22 protein-coding genes and 1 tRNA gene are annotated in these 18,052 nt (G+C 59.4%); 6 read left to right on the forward strand and 17 right to left on the reverse strand.

The window, feature by feature from the left end:
• Positions 1-405: 405 nt before the first annotated feature.
• The 3 genes from JDO7802_RS17030 to JDO7802_RS17795 are packed head-to-tail and all read left to right on the forward strand — an operon-like array spanning position 406 to position 3,277.
• The gene (locus JDO7802_RS17030) at positions 406-1,260 is read left to right on the forward strand and encodes a hypothetical protein (RefSeq protein WP_055087101.1); all 855 of its coding nucleotides are present in this window, start codon (positions 406-408) and stop codon (positions 1,258-1,260) included.
• Positions 1,257-1,730 (forward strand): plasmid mobilization protein, encoded by a 474-nt coding sequence (locus JDO7802_RS18635; protein WP_245624224.1) that lies wholly within the window; start codon positions 1,257-1,259, stop codon positions 1,728-1,730. The genes JDO7802_RS17030 and JDO7802_RS18635 overlap by 4 nt, the downstream gene beginning before the upstream one ends.
• Positions 1,724-3,277, forward strand: a complete 1,554-nt coding sequence (locus tag JDO7802_RS17795; protein WP_083481215.1) for a relaxase family protein — start codon at positions 1,724-1,726, stop codon at positions 3,275-3,277. Before JDO7802_RS18635 ends, JDO7802_RS17795 begins: the two co-directional genes overlap by 7 nt.
• Here JDO7802_RS17795 and JDO7802_RS17055 read toward each other — a convergent pair.
• The 7 genes from JDO7802_RS17055 to JDO7802_RS17085 all read right to left on the reverse strand — a co-directional run bounded on the left by JDO7802_RS17055 (position 3,274) and on the right by JDO7802_RS17085 (position 10,840).
• Positions 3,274-4,014, reverse strand: coding sequence for a dCTP deaminase domain-containing protein (locus JDO7802_RS17055; RefSeq protein WP_055087105.1), 741 nt, complete (start codon positions 4,012-4,014; stop codon positions 3,274-3,276). The genes JDO7802_RS17795 and JDO7802_RS17055 overlap by 4 nt on opposite strands.
• Positions 4,015-4,019: 5 nt before the next feature.
• Complete coding sequence (locus tag JDO7802_RS17060; protein WP_055087106.1) at positions 4,020-4,502, reverse strand: hypothetical protein; 483 nt, start codon at positions 4,500-4,502, stop codon at positions 4,020-4,022.
• A gap of 11 nt (positions 4,503-4,513) precedes the next feature.
• Positions 4,514-4,678: a CopG family transcriptional regulator gene (locus JDO7802_RS18100; protein ID WP_144430669.1), complete on the reverse strand. Its 165-nt coding sequence runs from the start codon at positions 4,676-4,678 to the stop codon at positions 4,514-4,516.
• Between the two features lie 175 nt (positions 4,679-4,853).
• A complete protein-coding gene (locus JDO7802_RS17065) occupies positions 4,854-5,762 on the reverse strand; it encodes a restriction endonuclease (protein ID WP_083481216.1) in 909 nt (302 codons plus the stop codon).
• A gap of 16 nt (positions 5,763-5,778) precedes the next feature.
• Complete coding sequence (locus tag JDO7802_RS17070) at positions 5,779-8,313, reverse strand: DEAD/DEAH box helicase (protein WP_055087107.1); 2,535 nt, start codon at positions 8,311-8,313, stop codon at positions 5,779-5,781.
• Positions 8,310-10,076, reverse strand: coding sequence for a site-specific DNA-methyltransferase (locus JDO7802_RS17075; RefSeq protein ID WP_055087108.1), 1,767 nt, complete (start codon positions 10,074-10,076; stop codon positions 8,310-8,312). The genes JDO7802_RS17070 and JDO7802_RS17075 overlap by 4 nt, the downstream gene beginning before the upstream one ends.
• A gap of 341 nt (positions 10,077-10,417) precedes the next feature.
• On the reverse strand, positions 10,418-10,840 hold the full coding sequence (locus JDO7802_RS17085; protein WP_055087110.1) for a helix-turn-helix domain-containing protein: 423 nt from the start codon (positions 10,838-10,840) through the stop codon (positions 10,418-10,420).
• A gap of 215 nt (positions 10,841-11,055) precedes the next feature.
• Between JDO7802_RS17085 and JDO7802_RS18740 the strand changes: the two genes are divergently transcribed.
• The 3 genes from JDO7802_RS18740 to JDO7802_RS17095 all read left to right on the forward strand — a co-directional run bounded on the left by JDO7802_RS18740 (position 11,056) and on the right by JDO7802_RS17095 (position 12,548).
• Positions 11,056-11,184, forward strand: a complete 129-nt coding sequence (locus JDO7802_RS18740; RefSeq protein ID WP_275934866.1) for a hypothetical protein — start codon at positions 11,056-11,058, stop codon at positions 11,182-11,184.
• A gap of 15 nt (positions 11,185-11,199) precedes the next feature.
• A complete protein-coding gene (locus JDO7802_RS17090) occupies positions 11,200-11,436 on the forward strand; it encodes a hypothetical protein (RefSeq protein ID WP_055087111.1) in 237 nt (78 codons plus the stop codon).
• A gap of 317 nt (positions 11,437-11,753) precedes the next feature.
• Entirely contained in the window at positions 11,754-12,548 is a 795-nt protein-coding gene (locus tag JDO7802_RS17095; RefSeq protein ID WP_222836418.1) for a tyrosine-type recombinase/integrase, read from the forward strand.
• A 31-nt stretch (positions 12,549-12,579) separates the two neighbouring features.
• On the opposite strand, the gene JDO7802_RS17100 is transcribed toward JDO7802_RS17095, so the two are convergent.
• From JDO7802_RS17100 to hisD, 10 genes are all read right to left on the reverse strand, one after another.
• A tRNA-Phe gene (locus tag JDO7802_RS17100) sits at positions 12,580-12,654 on the reverse strand.
• A gap of 78 nt (positions 12,655-12,732) precedes the next feature.
• Positions 12,733-12,924 (reverse strand): DNA gyrase inhibitor YacG, encoded by a 192-nt coding sequence (locus tag JDO7802_RS17105; protein ID WP_055087113.1) that lies wholly within the window; start codon positions 12,922-12,924, stop codon positions 12,733-12,735.
• Positions 12,921-13,925: a ribonuclease E/G gene (locus JDO7802_RS17110; RefSeq protein WP_055087114.1), complete on the reverse strand. Its 1,005-nt coding sequence runs from the start codon at positions 13,923-13,925 to the stop codon at positions 12,921-12,923. Before JDO7802_RS17110 ends, JDO7802_RS17105 begins: the two co-directional genes overlap by 4 nt.
• Complete coding sequence (locus JDO7802_RS17115) at positions 13,922-14,506, reverse strand: Maf family protein (protein WP_245624225.1); 585 nt, start codon at positions 14,504-14,506, stop codon at positions 13,922-13,924. The genes JDO7802_RS17110 and JDO7802_RS17115 overlap by 4 nt, the downstream gene beginning before the upstream one ends.
• Position 14,507: 1 nt before the next feature.
• The gene (gene infA, locus JDO7802_RS17120) at positions 14,508-14,726 is read right to left on the reverse strand and encodes a translation initiation factor IF-1 (RefSeq protein ID WP_055087116.1); all 219 of its coding nucleotides are present in this window, start codon (positions 14,724-14,726) and stop codon (positions 14,508-14,510) included.
• Positions 14,727-14,988: 262 nt separating this feature from the next.
• Positions 14,989-15,369 carry an arsenate-mycothiol transferase ArsC gene (locus JDO7802_RS17125; RefSeq protein ID WP_245624226.1) on the reverse strand — a complete coding sequence of 127 codons (381 nt, stop codon included), beginning with the start codon at positions 15,367-15,369 and terminating at the stop codon, positions 14,989-14,991.
• Between the two features lie 63 nt (positions 15,370-15,432).
• A complete protein-coding gene (locus JDO7802_RS17130; RefSeq protein WP_055087118.1) occupies positions 15,433-15,903 on the reverse strand; it encodes a UPF0262 family protein in 471 nt (156 codons plus the stop codon).
• Between the two features lie 59 nt (positions 15,904-15,962).
• Positions 15,963-16,415 carry a hypothetical protein gene (locus tag JDO7802_RS17135; protein WP_055087119.1) on the reverse strand — a complete coding sequence of 151 codons (453 nt, stop codon included), beginning with the start codon at positions 16,413-16,415 and terminating at the stop codon, positions 15,963-15,965.
• Positions 16,416-16,445: 30 nt separating this feature from the next.
• Positions 16,446-16,610 (reverse strand): hypothetical protein, encoded by a 165-nt coding sequence (locus tag JDO7802_RS18355; protein WP_187298171.1) that lies wholly within the window; start codon positions 16,608-16,610, stop codon positions 16,446-16,448.
• Positions 16,611-16,675: 65 nt separating this feature from the next.
• Positions 16,676-17,977 (reverse strand): histidinol dehydrogenase, encoded by a 1,302-nt coding sequence (gene hisD, locus JDO7802_RS17140; RefSeq protein ID WP_055087120.1) that lies wholly within the window; start codon positions 17,975-17,977, stop codon positions 16,676-16,678.
• Between the last annotated feature and the right edge of the window lie 75 nt (positions 17,978-18,052).

Genomic DNA, 18,052 nt, shown 5'->3' on the forward strand with positions numbered 1-18,052 from the left:
GGGAATGTCAGCTTTGCGTGGTCCGATTGCGGCTGTGCGCACTTGCAGCGAATGTCTGCTTCCCGCCCTGACCGACTATCAGGGTGACCATATGCCAATCGATATCGTAGGTACGGGCCAAAGTACTTATTGTTCAGCAGACAGCTGGAAGAACGTCAAACGGGGTTAGCTGGGGGATGCTTTGGGGGATAAATCTTCGCAATGCCCACGCAATATACTGTAATACATACATTTTTATTGCTATAATGGTGCCCGGGGGCGGAATCGAACCACCGACACGAGGATTTTCAAACCGAAGCTTATTGATAAGGCTCAACAGGATAGGTCTGAAAATTCTGTCAAACCCACCACGGCGCATCAAGCACTTAGCAGCGAATTGTCAAACCTTGGCCCCGAGGCCATCCGATGAGCTGGCGGGTTGCGAATGCTTGTGCCGAGCGGAAGTTTGGCAGTGCCACGCGCAAGCAGATCATCATGTTTCTGGCCGATAAGGCCTCGGATGATGGCTCGGGCATCTGGTGTTCGAAGGGGACGATCCAGCGGCACACCGAGCTTGGGGAGACCACGGTCAAGCGGACGATCCGGGACTTTCTGAGGGAAGGCATTCTGATCGAGACCGGCGCGCGGGGGTGCAAGAACGGATTCACAGTCGTTTATCGGATCGATCTCGCACGCATTGAGGCGCTGGAACTGACCGCCGAACCCGATATCGAGACGGGGGCCACCGTGGACCCCGTCCAGACTGGACCCGGAACGGGGGCCACAGTGGCCGGGGTACCGGGGCCACCACGGCCCCCAAACCATCCTAAAACCATCCATAAACCACCTACGCGCGAGCGCGTGGTGGCGGAGGATGAAGAGGCTGAGAAGGTTTTGGCGGCCTATCCGCCCGACCGTCTGCGTGGGAAGGCTGAGTGCCTCGCGCGGATCAGGGACATCCTGGACGCTGGAACGGAGGCTGATGACCTGTTGCAGGCCGTGAAGGTTTACGCGTCCGAGAGTGCGGGTTTCACCCGGTCGAAGGTCTGTTTCTCGGACAACTGGTTCAGGTCCAGCAGGTGGCGGGCTTATGTCGAGGACATTGCCAAGAACCGCGAAGAGTCGAAGGCGAGGGAGGTCGAGATGCTGGCAGGCCTGGCCAACTGGGTCGCCGACAAGCACCCTCTGTGCCGCCATATCACGCCCGGCCAAGTCGATGCATTGCTGGCCGCGAAGCTGGTGACAGAGGTGCAAATCCAGGCGGTAGGCCTCAGATCATGAGCCATACCGATCCCACCGAAGCGCAAACAGCAAGGCGACCCATGTCATACGCTGGCGCTGCTGACATGGGACCTTGCGAGGGGCGGCACGCCTCCCCTTCGAACCCCACCGGCGCGGGTAAAGCCCCCGCCAAAGAGTCGCTGACCGAGACCTTTGTCTTCCGCTGCACCGCGTCTGAGAAGGCCCAGCTGCGCGCCAAGGCCGAAGCCGCTGGACTGCCCGCCTCGACCCTTCTGCGCGAGGCGCTTGGCCTGACCGAGGCACGCCGTCGCAAGCCCATCCCTCGCGTTGATCCGGCGCTCGTGCTGGCCGTCGGCCGCATTGGCGGCAACGTCAACCAGATCGCCCGCTGGCTGAACCATGCCATGAAGGTTGGGCGCACGGACCTCGACACACTGACCGTCGCGCGCCGCCTCGTGGTGATCGAACGCCAGCTCGCCGCGCTTCTCGATGAGGCGCGGCGGTGCTGATCAAGTTCTTCCCCAACGGCAAAGGCGCGGGCGTGGGTCCGGTCGGCTACCTCGTGGCCGAGCGCGTGCTGGCCTATGACAGCAACCGCGACCTGATCCGCGATGCGGACGGTCTGCCCAAGACCGTCACCCGCGACCCGCTGCCCGAGGTTATGCGGGGCAACCCCGAACGCACCGAAGCCCTGATCGACGCCAGCCGCCACCAATGGACCTACCGGGCGGGCGTGATCAGCTTTGCGGACAGCGACGACCCGACCGAGGACCAGCAGGCCGAGGTCATGGACCAGTTCGAGCGGCTTGCCTTCGCGGGGCTTGACCCTGAGCAATATGAGGTGCTCTGGGTCCGCCATCGCCACGAAGGCCGGGTCGAGCTGCACTTCTGTACCCCGCGCCTGGAGCTGACGACGGGCAAGAGCCTGAACATCGCGCCACCGGGCTTTCAGGACGCCTATGACAGCCTACGGGACGTGATGAACCAGCGGCACGGTTGGGCCGATCCAATGGATGTGGAGCGGGCTCAGGAGGTCCGTGACACCGTCGAAGCCCCAACCCGTGCCCAGGGCCGGGACGAGCTGCACGCCTGGATACAGGACCAGATCGATATGGGCCTGATCACGGATCGCGCGTCCATGGTCGACGCGCTCACCGACGCAGGCTTCGACCTGCCGCGCACCGGCAAGGCCTACATCACCGCCCGCGATCCCGAGACCGGTGAGCGCTGGCGGCTGAAAGGAGAGATTTTCCATGAAGACTGGCAACAGGGTCCGGCTGAGCGAGAAACTGAACGCGGAGCTCGACGAGATCAGGCAGGAACACGTCGCCTCGATCTCGTCCCAGCTCAAGAGCTTCAGGATCGATTTGAAGAACATTGTGGGCGCCGCGCAGCATACCATCGCGAGCGATACGCGCCAGTTTCAGACCGAGACCGCGAGCATCTTCGAGACGCGGCTGAGGGCGATCCGCCTGTGGCTGACGATCTCGCCTTGGCTGATCGCGGCAATGGTGCTGACGGGGATCGCCTTGATGATGGCCGCGAGCTTTTTCTGGACGGTGCATCTGACACGCTCGGAACTGACCGAGATGGGCCTGACGCGGATCGAGCGACCCCAGGGGACCTGGCTGATCCTGGACCCGTCGAAAACGCGGCTCAGGACCTGCACGATGGGCGAGAGACACGTCACCTGCATACGGATCGAGGAGGATTAGATGACCCAACTGACAGCCTTGGAACGCGACTTGCTCGCCTGCGTCGAGCGGTTGGTGACGGCCTCAGAGGCCTCCGCGAGGGACTTGACCGCCTTGGAGACGCGCTCGACCGGCAGGATCGAGAAGGAGCTGGCTGGCTTGAAAGACTGCGTGACCTTGCTCATTCGTTCACAGGCCGCATCCATGAAGGCCTTGAGCGGATTGCTGAACGACGAGGCGAGCTACAAGACGCTGGACGAGAGCTTGCAGCAGAGCTTGACCTTAGCGAAAGCCGCCGCCGAGAGATTGAGGGACAGCTAGACAGCCAGGAGGCCCATGCGGAAAGGGGGTTGCGGCACTAAGAGCCATCGCTGGATTGTTCGACCGGCTGTTCCGTTTGTGTAGCTGTACCGCTTGGAAAAATTGCCTGCACAAGTGACTTGCCAAAGACCGCAAATACGACGCTTGAAACCACAGTGAGGATCAAGACCGCCCGCAAGGCATAGTTCTTAATCTTCTGAAGCTCCGCTTTCAATTCTGATATCTGATCTGAAAGTTGGTAAGCCGTTAAGGCTTCACCTGCGATCCCATTGATGACGTCACTCGGAATTTTATCCAAATTATTGGGAATTTTACCTGTGTCTTCGCTCGTTTCATCGACAGTTGCGTCCAAATCCGCAATCCAGAGAGAAAATATTTCGTCTCCCTCGCGCAAGTTAACGTGCTTTGGCCCGGCGTTGAATACTGCGAAAACGAGGTTGCCGCAGAAGCCAGGATTTACTTGAAAGCCCGAAACGTTGACGAGGCCCAAGAACTTTATCGACGCTCGAATCGAGATAAACCCGATGGCTGATTTCGAGATATAGACTTTTTCCTTGGTGAGGATGAATGCAAATTGCCCAGGTTCAATAACGAAGCCTTCACGGCTCTCAAGTTTCTCGACGGTGGACTCTCCTCCGCCGTTTACAAAGTATTCCGCGCCAACTGACAGTCGGTATCCAGCGGACTCAACCTTCTCTTCTTCCCATGGAAGTACGGGGCATCTTCGGTAGCCTCTTTTGCCCTCAGCAAGCCACCGTGCCTTACCCCAAAAAGCCATCTAAACTACCTTACAAAGAACTGGCGTTCTTTCAGCTCGGAACGCCGCGAAGCCAAGCAATCTTCGACATTGAGAGATTCCGCCACTGAGAAGTCTAGCAACGCGTCCAAAATATCTTGGTTGCCGTCGCGGGCGATTTCTATGAAGGGTTCAAGATGATCGATCTTCTCCGCGGCATCGTTAACTCTACCCGCGGCATCGGTGAGGCGGACCAAAAACGTCTCATTGGACTTGTTTGGGCTATATTCTAGTTTTTGGTGGAGAGTGTTCGCCGCGCTCAGACAAACCAGAAGCGCATCAGTGAAAGTCCGCTCTGGCGTCTTTTCTTCAGCATCGCCACGGGCAATTCTGCCAGCGTATTTTGCAAAGTGCATAGCATAATGCTTCAAGCGATCTTGCTTGTGGAGCGACAGGATATCAAAATGATTTCTCATGTCATGAGTGTACTGATCTTTCTGCCAATCAAGCAGCGTCTCTGAACTGTACATGCGTCCCCTCCTTATAAGAGCCGAGCTTGATCCGGGTAGCCTTCCTTCTTCAAAAACTCTTTGATTAGATGAGCAACAAAGGTGCTTTTCTTGTGCGAGTTTTCTTCACAGAAGGCTTCAAAGTCCTTGGCCAGTTCTGGATCCAACAAAACTGTCAGGCGTTGTTTGCCAGTCACGTCGTCCCCCTCTTGTCTTTCGCACTTGTTAGCAGAAGTGCGCACAATTGCGCAACCACAACTACAAGATTTAGTGCGCCAAGGGTGCGCTGTGCCTAGACATGGTGCTTCGCATAGGCTCGCAAGCACATGTTTCGGAACGAGAAATGTCCTTGCTGCCAGCGGAGTACACGAGTCAAATCCCATTGAACCACTTTGTATGTATGCTCATTTGCTCAATCATGCGAGTCTGTACACCTAAACGGTTCTCCTTGAGTAGCTCGCACAACCGATCACCATCGATTAGGTCAATTGCGATTGCACCATCTCGAGTCGCTTCGTCTGAAGCTTGGCTCGTAAAGTGCCCCGTCGTAATGAAAAGTCCTTTGTCAGCGCGGCCTTGCAATGCCCCTCGGAAGTCGCGGATTTCCTTTGAGCCGACACTGCCCTTCCAACGCTTGCACTGAAAGTAGACCTGGAACGACACCAAGTTTACGCGCAAAACTCCAACACCGTCGATCCCGCCATCACCGGATTTCCCGCGCACCTCAACCTTTGTGAAGCCCGCTTCGCGCAGAAGCCGTTGCGCTAGCCGCTCGAACCCGTCAGGGGTCATCTTGCCCAGGACGGCGAGAAGAGCGGACTTCCAGTCTTCCTCGTCAGCGGGACCATCTTCGGCCATGATCTCAATTTCTTCGCCTCTTTCCGCGTCCGCCTTCTTGGCGGCCAAACGCTTCAAGCGTGCGCGCTCGCGTTCTTCCTGCGTCACCTGATCGTAAATCGCTTGCGTCGCGCTTAGGTCGGAGATCGCGGAACCCGTTTCGGTCAGCGCCCAAACCCCGCGCTTTGAGTTGTTCAACGCGCCACCGCGTTTCAGGTACGTCCGCGCCCAGGCGAGGTAGTAATTCACACGTGTCCGGTTTTCGTCGCGGGGCATGGTGAAAGCCTGTTCGGCCTCCGTCACGCCCTCCAGCTCAATCACCTTTTCGTCGAGCTCCTGGATCGTTGCCGACCCGCCGAGGTCTTTGAGTGCCTCGACCGTGACAAGCATCATTCCAGGAAGGTCCGGGAGGGTTTCTGCGTCGATTTCAAATCGTCTTGTCATGTGCACTTCTCAACTATCACTCTAAGAAAACCATCTCTGAAATCTGGAACATGTCCTTCGGCAGGATGCGGTGCAAACCTTCGGCGTAACGCGCTCGAACCCATTCACGGTTGTCTCGATAGGTCCAGAAAACGTTGCGATACTCCCTGTGTTGGACGCGTATCTTGTCGATGTTACGATCCGACTGAAGACGTCCGGTCTCCCCGTCATCTTTGATCTCAACGAGCGCAATTGCATTTGGAGTTGCACGTCCAGCAACACCAACCACAAAGTCAGGGAAGAAGTTTTTGCCACTTGGCAAAACAATCCTGGTGGCCCATCGTTCGTTCTCGGGGTTCCGCATCCACCAAAGCACCATTCCCGTACCGTCGGCGTCCAGCACTTCGGCAAAGCTCGTTTCTTCGGTGTTCAGACGTGCCGGAAAAACGCCATACGCGGACTTTCTTGCTTCCTTCAAACCGTCCGGGCCGTAGTAGCTCGATGGGATTGGCTCAGCATCTGATAACCTCACGTTGCGACCCTGGGCCGTTTTCATAGCCTCTTTGAGCTTTTCAGGCTCGCCCATGACTGCGAGGTCCAGAGCGCGTCTTAAGTCGCGCTCCTCAGCCTCAATGCCTTCGTCGTCAACGATCCGCCGCAACTCGGAAATCATGGAACGCTTAAGCAACCGAGGGTCTATCGCGTCGTTGAAGTTAAAGGCCATCTGAGCCTTTTCAGCGACTCGGGCGTTTGAAAGCCGCAGGCGAAGATCGACCTCTTCAGACACGTCTTCAGCAAACAAGTCCCGCAGGCTCATCTTGGCTTTTGTGCGTTTCTTTTGAAGCAGCGAAACGATGTTAGACGTGCTGCAAAAAACCTTTGCGATATCTTCAACAAGCTTGTCTGCATTACCTGGATCGGGCGGCAATTCGCGCCACAGCCCGCTCGGCAAGTCGATATCTGTACGCAACGGATATGGGCGCAAGTTGGGCTTAGACTGTCCCGCCGACGTCGATGGCCGCTCCGTCTCGGGCAAATTTCCGAATAACGGTGTTTGCGTCATTTCCTGCCAAGCTTCGCCAGCGAGAATTGCACGGTCTTGCTCTTCCTCGGGAAGGTCTTCAACCTCTGGCTTTACAAGCCCCTGTTCGATCAAGTTTGAAAGGCGAAGCTGGCGTTCTTCAGGGTCTGACGGAGTTTGCGGTGTGGCCGTTGCTGTGAGAGCAAAGGAATTGCTGACCAATGGCTTAGACGCACTTCCAAACTCGAAGACATCCAATCTGTCTGTCAGAAGCTCGATACTCTGTCTGACCGCTTTCACCTCTTCGACAGCGGCGTCCAAGCCTGCCTGCATCTCAGGATCAGTGAGGAACACATACCCCCGGTCCAACAAATCGTCTTCCCCATGGAAAGGTCGAATGAGTGGGTGGACGCGCATGATCCGTCCAACGATTTGAAGACCAAACTCCTTGCCGCGGTTCGGGCGAACCGAGACGAGTGTCCACGCTCGCGGGGCATCAAAGCCGGTTGCAACAGCAACTTTGAAGATCAGAACCTGCTTGTCCGGATCGTAAGCGAGGGTATGGAAATCCGGGTCGGGTTGACCTGAGGTGTGCGTCGCGATTGCGCTCTCGGGAACGCCGACTTCGACAAGCTTCTGGCGAACACGCTCAACCGGGTCTTCTCCGCCTTTGGCCTGATCCTCGACCTGTACCAACATCAAGGGGGTGAGTGCGATGCCCCGCTCTTCCAAGCGCGACTTCACCCTCAGATGCTGGGTCCATCCAGCCGTTAACGTCGCTTGCTCGTGGTCCACCAGATCGCGGTCCGCATCGCTCATGCGGATCACGCCCATCATCAGGCCTTCCTTGTTCAAGCCCGACAACACAACGTCATCGCGCGGGACGATGACGCGGCTTGCCACTTCGATCCCGGCCTTAACCTCAAAGGCGTCCAGCTTATCGTCGTTCGGCGTGGCAGTAGCCAGGATCGTGAAATCTGGCTTGAGGGTGTTGAGGTAGAAATTCGCTGCCGCCTGGGCGGACGCTCCAAAGTTCAGATGCGCTTCGTCAATCACAACCCCCACAAAGAAACCGTCATCGCGGAGCGTCTCGATCATGTCATCCAGCGATAACGCACTCTCCTTTGTGCGCCGCACTTTGCGGGCATCCTTGTTGTTCGCGGCCACTGCGCCCCAGGTTTGGACAAATACGTCGCCATCCCGAGTGCCCACAGGCTCCCGATCCTTGGAGATATCTCGCACCCGCAACGCGCCACACTGATCCACAATGGACTCTCGGGTTTGCGTCACTAGCCCGGCATAGGGCGCGAACCAGAACCAAACCACAGGGCGCGAAAGCCCGCCTCGCAGCCCTTCGAGTACCCGGCCCAGCACCAGCGTCTTGCCGGAACCGGTGGGGGCTTGCAGCAAGGTTACGCCACTTTTTAGGGCAATCTGTTGGCGATCTTTAGGCCGGTCGTCGTGGTATTCCGCGATCTTCTTAACAACGCCAGTCAGCGCTTCGACCGCGCGCTCCTGGTATTTGGCAAGTGCGTAGCGACCGTCGCTCATTGCTGAAAACCTCGGACGAGCGTGTCGCGGACAGAACGGATTTCGACCTCTACGTCGCCAAGCTCCCGGGCCAATTGACCGGGAGCCCAAGCGTAGACAAAGACGTTTTTGCGCGACCTTTCGCGCAGCCAGTCCAACAACGCAGCATCGTACTTGTCGACCATGACAAGCGTGACGCCTTCGCCTTCATGCGCATTCCAAGCTGCCGAGCCGTCATAAATCGTCAGAGGCAGGCCGTGGAGCGTTTCAAGGGCGGCCCAGGCGTCCTTGGGTGCGAGGTCGTAGTCCAGATCCTCAAACGCGATCTCACGGGTGCGTAGATAGGCAAACGGGGCGGCGAGGCTGTCATATTTTGGGTCATCGCGCGCATTTAACAGCCGAATCCTTTCGGCTGTAACATCTCGGCAAAGGTTCTTGTCCGGCTCGTCTTCTGTCGCTTCGGTAGAGGACACCATGATGAAGCGTCGATCTATCCCGTCCTCTGCGTTCAGTTCCATTACGGCTTGCGCTGTAGTCGCAGAGCCTGCAAAGAAATCGAGGACAATGTCACCTGATCCAGCAGATTGACGAACTAGCTCGCGGATCAATGAGACCGGTTTCGGATACTCGAATGCGCTTTCCCCAAATACCGCTCGAACTTCACGAGTGCCTTCGGTTGTCTTTCCAACTTTAACTGACAGGCTGTCCTCAGTCGTTACACCGTCCAGTAGGCTGGAGAGGGGGTTCACCTCATCGTCGTCACGATCCTTCAAGAATTTCTTGATGCGGACGCTTCCGAGACCGATTTTTCGTCCAACCCAATCCTCGATGTTTGGAAGATCGCGCCTAGCAAATTTGTGCGCGGTCTTGTCGTCGATGGCTGCGCAGAGCTCATCCAATGAATCATACTGGACGTACTGACCCTTCTTTTTGAACACCAACAGACCTTCTTCCAACAAGTCTTCCCACGGTTTTTCCGTCAAACCCTTGTCGCCTTTTTGCCCAACCGACCAAACGCGATTGGGGTTTGGCGGGTAGGCAATGCCTGTCTCAGGATCAGTTATGAAATAGACGGCGTTCTTCCGCTGTTTATAGGTCTTTGGTTGCTGAAGGGGATCATCGGTCCAGTCCCCTCGACTATCGTTGTCTGGGTTGGAGTAGTCGTTGCGATTTTTCTCGGTTCCATGAAACTCGAACCTCGGCTTTCGGTACGCCAGCACGAAGTCATGATCCTTACTGAAATTGCCACTATCGTACCCACCTTTCCTTGTCCGCCAGACGAAGCAGCCCAGTTTCATGCCCGGCATTGCTTCATCCAGCATGAGTTCCAAGAGCGCCCTTTGCTCGTCGTTTATTGAAACTAGCATCACGCCGTTCTCGTCTAGCAGGTCGCGCGCAAGGGTGAAGCGTTGGTACAAGAAATCCAGCCACGTGGATTGCCGAAAACGGTTTTCTTTGTCCATGTAGCGGTCGTTGTAGACCCAGTCTTTGTTGCCAGTGTTGTATGGTGGGTCGACATAAATACACTTTACCCGCCCGGATAATGTCATCCGAAGCCAACGCAGGGCATCGAAGTTGTCGCCCTCAATGACCATATTCGCCCAGGGCGCAGGCTTGTCCGACAACTCGGGCACGATCTCGCAGGCAATGAAGTTCTCATCGATGGCCTGATCCGCTGCGATCTCGTCGCGCTCCCAAACCAAACCAAGTTTCTTGGTTCGGTCACGCTTTTCCAGAAGCTCGATCAGTTGTGCCTTGCTCAAATCGTCATACTTGCCGGACATTTCCGTGCCTTCTTTCTTTTGTGGCGTTGCGCGCCAGTTAGTTTTCGTTCGCGAGCGCGTCCAAGCGGCGGCTCGTGAAATGCAGAGTAAGAACCGATCCAGTCAGGAGTGGGATCAACAGGCCGGCTATGGCTACCGGAACAAGCATCACTGCTAGCAGTACGGAAGAGTCCGTGCCGCCCGGGTGGAATTGAAGAGCCACGAAGCCAGCAAGGTACACGACACATGCCAAGGCATAGAGCCAGTGCAGGGGTGCCAGAGGGTCGATTGCATTACGACGCGCGCGCTCCAAAGAGGCCCGGCGAAGTTTCTTCCATTGGTCGCTTGGCTTTTGCATTTGCTTACTCCCTTACGAGTTCGATCCAAGTGTGAACGTCATCATCTGTTACTTCCCGCCCCTCGACATGCGACTGGTACCAACGCGCGACGATTGCCCCGCGCTTTTCACTTTTGATTTTGATGTCTTCTTCATTCAGGTGCTGATCGAGTGAAGTTTCGATCCGCTTCAGCGCCTCGAAGTCATGCGCCGCGCGAACAGCCTTGGTTCCAAGCAATATCCACGCAGCATCAACCTCAAACCGGTCGGCCATCGCCACGAGGGCTTCGACCGGCAAACCGCGCTGGCCCTTTTCGTAGCTGTGATAGGCGCGATGGGAGACGCCAATCGCCTCCGCCATGGCTGTTTGTGTCAGGCCGACTTCATTCCGCGCGATTGCGAGCCGCGCGCCCATAGAAGCGAAAACAGACCTATTGTCCTGCGGCATACGAGGTTTCCATTGACGCAATCGTCATAACGAGCAAAACTGCACAAAATGACGTTATTTCTATCCTAATGCCATCTGAGCATGTCAAAAGGTGCGGAACAAGCGATTCCATTCATATCCAACAGTGGAGGCTGAAATTGACCCAGGAACGTCTTCTCTCTCCCAAACAGCTCAGCGAAATCGTTGGGCTTAGTCCTGCGCAAATTCGCGCACTCATGAACACCGGGAAACTGGAGTTCGTGGAGATATCATCGAAGACCAAGATGCTGACGATGAGCGGATGGGAGCGGTTTCAGAAGAACGCGACCAAGGTCAAAGGGGCCGAGGGTTCGGCGGTGAATTGACGGGGGTGTCAGGCCATGGCGACGACCAATCTGAATATCAGCGTGATCGACAAGCGCATGCTGAAGCAGTCCGAAGCCGCGAGCTATGCCGGGTTGCCAGTGAAGCATTTCAAGGCCGCATGTCCGGTGCGCCCGGTGGAATTAATGCAAGGCGCTCTTCGTTGGGATCGTCGTGATATCGATCTCTGGATTGATGATGTGAAGTCTGGGTCCGTGACCGATACCCGCGAAACCATTCTGGATCGCCTTTGATGACACAGGTGCGGGTCAAAGGGTTCAAGATTTTCAAGGACCGGCACGGAAAGCAGCGATGCTATCACCGCGAAACCGGCCACAAGGTTGATCTTGCCCGCGCGCCCATCGGCTCCGCCGAGTTCTTCGCTGAATGTGAGACGATCCGCGCCGTAGCTGAGGCACAGCGGGCCAAGGCTCCAAAGGCCGGAACGCTTGGCGGGCTGATCCAGTCCTACTTTGAGACGGAACACTACCAGAACCTCGCCGAAGCCACCCGGCGCGACTATCGCAAATGCGCCGACTTCCTTGAGCCGATCCGCGACACGCCGACCCATGTGATCGACACGCCGTTGATCGCGGGCATCCATGATAAGGCAGCAAAGAAGATTGGCTGGCGGCGGGCGAACATGGTTCGCACGCTTCTCAGCGAGGTCTTTCGCTACAACATCCCGAAGGGGCTCGTCTCAGCCAACTTCGCTAAAGATGTGATCCCGAAGCGCCGTCCACGCGACCGCGCCTATGCAAACCGCCCCTGGACAATCGAGGAACGAGACGCCGTCTTGGGCAAGGCCAAGCCCCATGTTCGCGTCGCCCTGGCCTTGATGATGAATACCGGCCTCGATCCGTCGGATGCCTTGCGACTGCGGAAGGATCAGGTCGATGACGGCACTATCTGGGGCGTGCGCGGCAAAACCGGTGAAGAGGTCGCGATCCCGGTTAGTCCGACGCTTCAGGCCGCGCTCGACCGAATGCCGAACCACAAGGCCGAAACTGTGCTGTCCAATTCGCGCGGCGAAGCATGGACCTACAACGGCTTCTCGACAGTCTGGCACCGCTTCAAGACCGCCCTTGAGAAAGAAGGCCTTATCGAAAAAGGCCTGACCCTCAAGGGCTTGCGGCACACGGTCGCCACGACTTTGCGCGAGGCGGGGCTGGATGAACGCCGTATCGCGGACCTTCTGGGGCAGAAAACACCGTCCATGGCGCGGCACTATTCGCGGTCTGCGAACCTTGCCGACAAGAACCGCGAGACGATGGCGACATTAGAAGAAGAGAACCGAAGGCGGGCCGAAAGTGTCAAACCTTCGCAGAAAAGCGTCAAACCCGACCGAAACGAGGATCAGCCATGAGCAGAAAATACAAGAATATCAGATATTTAAATGGTGCCCGGGGGCGGAATCGAACCACCGACACGAGGATTTTCAATCCACTGCTCTACCCCTGAGCTACCCAGGCACCGGGTTACGAAAGCATGGCCTTCGTAGGGTCCGCACCGTCTAGGACAGGGGAAAAACCGTGTCCAGACGAAAATGGTCAGTGTGGTCGAGAACGCCGCTCCAGCTCCTGCTCCAGGGCGTCGATCGCCTCCTCCGCATCGTCGGGATCAGTCGATGGGACGGCATAAGCACCATTCAGCCATTTGCCCAGATCGACGTCGGCGCAGCGTTTGGAGCAGAACGGACGATACGCCGCGTCCGTCTTCTTCTGGCAGATCGGGCAACTCACAGCAGATCCTCCAACGGGCGTCGTTCGCGGCGGCGGGTCAGTTCGAAATGGCCCAACGGAGTCCAGCCGATCAGCGATGTCTCGATCGGATCGGCACGGAACGCAGTGCGCAGGGCGCTCTCGAAGGCCTTGCGGTCTTTCTTGGACATCGGGGCGAGGTCCAGAACGATCTGCCCCCCGATCCCCCGCAACCGCAACTGCCGGGGCAGGACCTTTGCCAAGGCCAAATTCGCCTTCAGCCCCCCCGCTCCGCCTTCCGGCGTGTTGACGTCCACGGCCGTCAGCGCGCGCGTCGGTTCGATATAGAATGTTGCCGCCCCACCAATAACGGCCGGATCGCGCAGCAGGTCCAAAGCATCCGCGGCCACATCCCAGTCTTCGGATACATCTTCGCCGGCCCAGTCACGCCACGCCAATGTATGCGCGTCGGGCGCATCCAGCAAACGCTCCGCCTCCGTGCCGCCGTCACCCAGAACCTGCATCGCCATCGCCCAGGTCCGCGTTAGGTCATCGGTCAGAGCGTCTTCGTCGATCCCCTCGCAGGCGGTGCGCAGGATGATGCCGTGCCCGTCCCGGTCGGGAACAGCATCATGCGCGATCTCCAGAAGGCGGTCGCGTTCCTCGTCGTCGGTAAGGCTACGCGCGACGTTCAGACCGGGCGCGCCCGGCGTGACGATGCAATAGCGCGACTTGAAGAGGACGCGATCGGTGACAGGCACCGCCTTGCCGGCCTCCGCATATCCGGTCACCTGGACCAGCATTATTTGACCCGGGGCCATGCCCTTGGCGTTGCGATGCCAGCCGGTCAGCCCGTCGCCAAGCCGGACAAACATGCCGCCTTGCCCCTTGACCGGGCGGTCGCAGATCGCGCGAAAGACGGCCCCGATCCCGGGGCGATCGTCGTCGGCGTCGATCAGCAGATCGTCAAGCTGTCCGTCGACCATACGCGCGGCGGCGCGACGGCCCCCGTGTTCGCCCAAGATGATTTGCGTGCCCTTCATCGCCAGACCTCCAGTCCCGCCGCCTGCAACACATTCGCCGTCTCGTGCAGCGGCAAACCGACGACGCCCGAAAAGCTGCCTCCGATCCACGACACGAAGGCCCCCGCCGGTCCCTGGATCGCATAGGCCCCCGCCTTGCCGCGCCAGTCGTCGGTGGCAAGATAGCCGTTGACCTCGGTGTCCGACAGAACCTTCATCTTCACGACCGTCTCGCAGGTCCGAAACCATGTGCGCGCCCCGCGCCGGACGCCCAGCGCGGTAAACACGCGGTGCCGACGGCCCGATAGAAGATGCAGGAATTGAACGGCCTCCCCTGCATCGGCAGGCTTGCCCAAAATGCGTCGGCCGACGGCGACCGTCGTATCGGCGCACAGCACCACATCGTCCTCATCTGCGATAACGGCAGATAGTTTACCGGCCGTGATCCTCTCGCAATAGACGCGGGGAAGCTCGCCTTTGCGCGGCGTCTCGTCGATGTCGGGGGCGCGAATGTCGTGCGGCGTCAGACCCAGTTGCCCCAACAGCTCCAGCCGTCGGGGAGAACCCGATCCGAGGATCAGGCGCGGGGCCGAGTCCGGCACCTTACTTGAAGCGATAGTTGATGCGGCCCTTGGTCAGGTCGTAGGGCGTCATCTCGACCTGGACCTTATCGCCCGCGAGGACGCGGATCCGGTTCTTGCGCATCTTGCCTGCCGTGTGCGCAATGATCTCATGGCCGTTCTCGAGTTCGACCCGGAATGTCGCGTTCGGCAAGAGCTCGCGCACGACGCCGGGGAATTCGAGCATTTCTTCCTTGGCCATGTTCTCTCCTGATGTGGGCCGCAAAGGGCGGCGGATGCGGCTAGATGGGGCCAAATCGCGAATTGTTCAAGGGGGGATATCAGCGCGCGGGTCCCGGACCGGCGATCAGTGATGTCGCCTGCACCTGGTGGCGGGGCATCGGTCCTTCCCCTCCGTTGCCGTGGCACCGCCCGCAGGCCCTTGCCGAAACGGATCGCACCCTTTGACCGACGACCGTTTTGCGGAGTGAGCAGGCGGAAAAACTGCGCCAACGTCGGGGTGCCTATCCGAACCGGGCCTTCAGCCGACCCATGATCTGATCGCGGCTCAGCCGGTAGCTCGCCAGTTTCTGTTCGCGGCCCTCTCCCAAACCTGTCGGATCCATGATGGGCCAGTATTCGACGTCGATGTGGGCGTGGCGAGCCAGTTCCAGCGCCATGCGCTGCGATGCGGGGCTAAGCGCGACGATCAGGTCGAATTGCTCCAGATCGTCACCCCACTGCTTCATCTCCTCGAAGCTGCGCGTGCGATGGCGGGACAGTTCGATCCCCAGTTCCGCACACACGGCGATCGTGAAGCCGTCGATATCCAGATCGTTCCTCACCCCCGCCGACTGCACGTAGATATCGTGGCCGTGGAGCTTCTTCATCAACCCTTCGGCCATGGGCGAGCGGACGGCATTGTGATCGCAGCAAAAGAGGACCGATTGCGGATTGTCCCCCACCCGTCAGGCCCCGAAGTGCAGGACGCAGATGAGAGTGAAGAGCCGTCTTGACGTGTCGGTATCGACCTCCGCCTTTCCCTCCAGCCGCTCCTGCAGGATGCGCGCCCCTTCGTTGTGGATGCCGCGTCTGGCCATGTCGATCGCCTCGATCTGGCTGGGGGGCAACTTCTTGACCGCATCGAAATAAGCCGCGCAGATCTGCCAGTAGTCCTTCACGACCTGTCGGAAGGGTCCCATCGCCAGATGAAATTCCCCAGCCTTGCCGGCGTCGGTCGAAATATCGAAGACCAGCCGTCGCTCTCGGATGGCCAGCAACACGTCGTAGGGACCGACCGGCGCGCCGTCGGCCACCAGCGCGAAGTTGTTCTCTTCAAGCAAATCGAAGATGGCAACGGCCCGCTCCTGCTCGATCTCCGGTGTGGGGGTCGGCAGGTTGGCGTCGTCGATGCGGATCTGGGCGATGCGGGATGTCATGGAGGAGTGATGCGGGATTACGGCAAGGGTAGCAATGGTCTCAGGCGGAGCGTTTCCGTTCAGACGACCGTGCCGAGCACGAGCAGCCCCACACCGATCAGCCGGAGCGCCATGCGCCAACGCAAGGGCGTATGCAGCGGCGCGAGACCGGCGAAAAGCGCGAGCGGCAGGACGGCGTTCAACCGGTTCCCGTCGCTCGCCAAGACCCAGGCGGCGAGCACCGCCCCGAGCAGCGGCAGGAGTGGCGAGAGCACCGCCAGATGTCGAGGGGGAGCGATCTCGGGCTTTTGGAAGTCGGCCCGGATCAGATCGAGAGCCTCGGGAGCAATGCGTGGCGGGACCGCGCAGAGGACGGCTCCGAAGATGAGCCCACCCCCGAGCCAGACACCCAGATCGACGAGCGGCGCGCCGCTGCCGACCATCACGAACATGAACACGAACCAAAATGCGGCCTGTGCCGCCGCAAGCTGCATCCGGCCAAGGATATCCGCGCGCCGCTCCGCCTCGATCACGGCCGCTTCCGTACTGTCGAGCGTCAGCAGTCAAAGCGCCGCGACGACGATCGCGCGCCGCCACGCCGGTATCTCGCTGCCCGTGCCGCCAAACAAACCGTCCAGGATCAGGGCGATGGCCGCAAGGACACCCGCCCCGAGCAGGGCATACAGGAACGAAGAGCGACGGCGGAGGGGGCGGAAGATGGATAGCATTGCGAACACCGGTTTCAGAACGAGGTGCCGACGTCGCTACGCCCGATCCGACATTCCGGCAAGCGTCACCTGTTCAGCCGATCCAGCCGCGCCTGAACGCTCAGCCCGTGGGCTTCCAGCGACTCCGACGTCGCCAGTCGCACGGCAGCCGGGCCGATGGCGCGCAACGACTCCGGCGTCATCCGCGCCAGCGTCGTGCGCTTGACGAAATCCATCACCGACAACCCCGAGGAGAAGCGCGCGGAGCGGGCCGTGGGCAGGACGTGGTTGGGGCCACCGACATAGTCGCCAATGGCTTCAGGTGTCCATTGGCCCAAGAAAATCGCGCCGGCATGGGTGATCCGGTCGGCCAGCGCATCCGGGTCGGCGACCGCCAATTCCAGGTGTTCGGGTGCGATGCGGTTGGACAGGCGCGCGGCTTCCTCCAGATCTCGGACGACGACGATCGCGCCAAAATCGCGCCAGCTGGGCCCGGCGATATGCGCGCGCTGCAACGTCGTCAGCCGGGCCTCGACCGCCGCCGCGACGGCCTGCCCGAAGGCGGCATCATCGGTGATCAGGATGCTTTGCGCGCTTTCGTCGTGTTCGGCCTGCGACAGCAGGTCCACGGCGATCCAGTCCGGGTCATTTTCGGCATCGGCGATGACAAGTATTTCGGAAGGCCCGGCGATCATGTCGATACCCACGCGTCCGAACACGCGGCGCTTGGCGGCGGCGACGAAAGCGTTGCCCGGCCCGGTGATCTTATCGACCGGCGCGATCGTCTCGGTCCCATAGGCCATGGCCGCCACGGCCTGCGCCCCGCCGATACGATAGATTTCGGTCACGCCCGAAATCTGGGCCGCCAGCAAAACCAGCGGATTGACGATCCCATCCGGGGTGGGCACGCACATGACCAGCCGCCCGACGCCAGCGACGCGGGCCGGGACCGCATTCATCAGGACCGAAGACGGATAGCTGGCCAGGCCGCCGGGCACGTACAACCCTGCGGCATCGACGGGACCCCATCGCCATCCCAGCGTGGCACCGGTGTCATCCGTCCACGATGCATCTTCAGGCATCTGACGCTCGTGATAGGCGCGGATGCGGGCGGCGGCGGTTTCCAGCGCCGCGCGGTCCTCGGCCGAGACCTGCGCGGCCGCCTTTGCGATTTCGGCAGCCGTGACCCGCATCGTGTCGGGGGTCAGGTCCAGCCTGTCGAAGCGCGACGTCAGCTCGCAGACGGCAAGGTCGCCGCGCGCACGCACATCGGCGATGATGGCCGCAACCGCATCATCGACGTCGGGCGCATCCTCTCGCTTCATGGTCAGAAGGGCGGCGAAACGGTCGTCGAAGTCGGGGGCGGTGCTGTCGAGGAACTGGGGCATCCGGGATCATCTTCGCGTCTGGAGGTCGCATTGGGACTAGCCGCCCTGCCCCGCCGCCTCAAGGTGCCGCGGCGT

This window comes from Jannaschia donghaensis (assembly GCF_001403795.1).
Lineage (GTDB): Bacteria > Pseudomonadota > Alphaproteobacteria > Rhodobacterales > Rhodobacteraceae > Jannaschia > Jannaschia donghaensis.

Bases quoted from the DNA above. Each gene is read 5' to 3' on its own strand.
- JDO7802_RS17070 (WP_055087107.1), bottom strand. From the start codon at position 8,313: ATGAGCGACGGTCGCTACGCACTTGCCAAATACCAGGAGCGCGCGGTC.
- JDO7802_RS18355 (WP_187298171.1), bottom strand. From the start codon at position 16,610: ATGCTATCCATCTTCCGCCCCCTCCGCCGTCGCTCTTCGTTCCTGTAT.
- infA (WP_055087116.1), bottom strand. From the start codon at position 14,726: ATGGCCAAGGAAGAAATGCTCGAATTCCCCGGCGTCGTGCGCGAGCTC.
- JDO7802_RS17090 (WP_055087111.1), top strand. From the start codon at position 11,200: ATGGCGACGACCAATCTGAATATCAGCGTGATCGACAAGCGCATGCTG.
- JDO7802_RS18740 (WP_275934866.1), top strand. From the start codon at position 11,056: ATGAACACCGGGAAACTGGAGTTCGTGGAGATATCATCGAAGACCAAG.
- JDO7802_RS18635 (WP_245624224.1), top strand. From the start codon at position 1,257: ATGAGCCATACCGATCCCACCGAAGCGCAAACAGCAAGGCGACCCATG.
- hisD (WP_055087120.1), bottom strand. From the start codon at position 17,977: ATGCCCCAGTTCCTCGACAGCACCGCCCCCGACTTCGACGACCGTTTC.
- JDO7802_RS17075 (WP_055087108.1), bottom strand. From the start codon at position 10,076: ATGTCCGGCAAGTATGACGATTTGAGCAAGGCACAACTGATCGAGCTT.
- JDO7802_RS17110 (WP_055087114.1), bottom strand. From the start codon at position 13,925: ATGAAGGGCACGCAAATCATCTTGGGCGAACACGGGGGCCGTCGCGCC.
- JDO7802_RS17065 (WP_083481216.1), bottom strand. From the start codon at position 5,762: ATGACAAGACGATTTGAAATCGACGCAGAAACCCTCCCGGACCTTCCT.
- JDO7802_RS17060 (WP_055087106.1), bottom strand. From the start codon at position 4,502: ATGTACAGTTCAGAGACGCTGCTTGATTGGCAGAAAGATCAGTACACT.
- JDO7802_RS17130 (WP_055087118.1), bottom strand. From the start codon at position 15,903: ATGACATCCCGCATCGCCCAGATCCGCATCGACGACGCCAACCTGCCG.
- JDO7802_RS17055 (WP_055087105.1), bottom strand. From the start codon at position 4,014: ATGGCTTTTTGGGGTAAGGCACGGTGGCTTGCTGAGGGCAAAAGAGGC.
- JDO7802_RS17085 (WP_055087110.1), bottom strand. From the start codon at position 10,840: ATGCCGCAGGACAATAGGTCTGTTTTCGCTTCTATGGGCGCGCGGCTC.
- JDO7802_RS17030 (WP_055087101.1), top strand. From the start codon at position 406: ATGAGCTGGCGGGTTGCGAATGCTTGTGCCGAGCGGAAGTTTGGCAGT.
- JDO7802_RS17125 (WP_245624226.1), bottom strand. From the start codon at position 15,369: ATGGCCGAAGGGTTGATGAAGAAGCTCCACGGCCACGATATCTACGTG.